Source organism: Acinetobacter sp. 24-47-39, from assembly GCF_056783825.1.
Genome location: NZ_JBWYIP010000031.1, coordinates 1 through 544, shown reverse-complemented (window position 1 = coordinate 544; position 544 = coordinate 1). Strand labels below are relative to the sequence as shown.

The window sequence follows — 544 nt, the reverse complement described above, 5'->3', positions numbered from 1 at the left end:
CCTGCTCTTGTTTTCTCTAACTCTTTAGGGACAAATTTCAGCATGTGGCAATCACAAATTGAGTTTTTTAAAGCTTCTCATTATGTGATTTGTTATGACACGCGTGGTCATGGTGCATCGGACGCGCCTCAAGGTCCATATACCATTGATCAACTTGGTCAAGATGTGGTGAATTTACTCGACCATTTAAATGTTGAAAAAGCTGCATTCTGTGGTATTTCGATGGGTGGTTTGACAGGCCAATGGTTAGCGATCAATCATCCTCAACACTTTAGTCATGTGATTGTGTGTAATACCGCCGCTAAAATTGGCAATGAAAATGCTTGGAATGATCGTGCCGTATTGGTTCGTGAACAAGGTTTAGCACCGATTGCATCAACGGCTGCAGGTCGTTGGTTTACAGATCCTTTTATCCAAAGCAACCCAGCAGTGATTGAAAAACTTTCAAACGACTTAGGAGCTGGCAGCCCTGAAGGTTATGCAAGCTGCTGTGAAGCTTTGGCTAAGGCGGATGTGCGTGAACAACTCAAACAGATTTCGATTC

The 544-nt window shown here is 43.2% G+C and carries 1 protein-coding gene; it reads left to right on the top strand.

Going from position 1 to position 544, the window contains the following annotated elements; translation table 11 throughout:
* On the top strand, nt 1-544 hold a 544-nt coding region (locus AC1M9C_RS14895; protein WP_481953973.1), incomplete at both ends, for an alpha/beta fold hydrolase.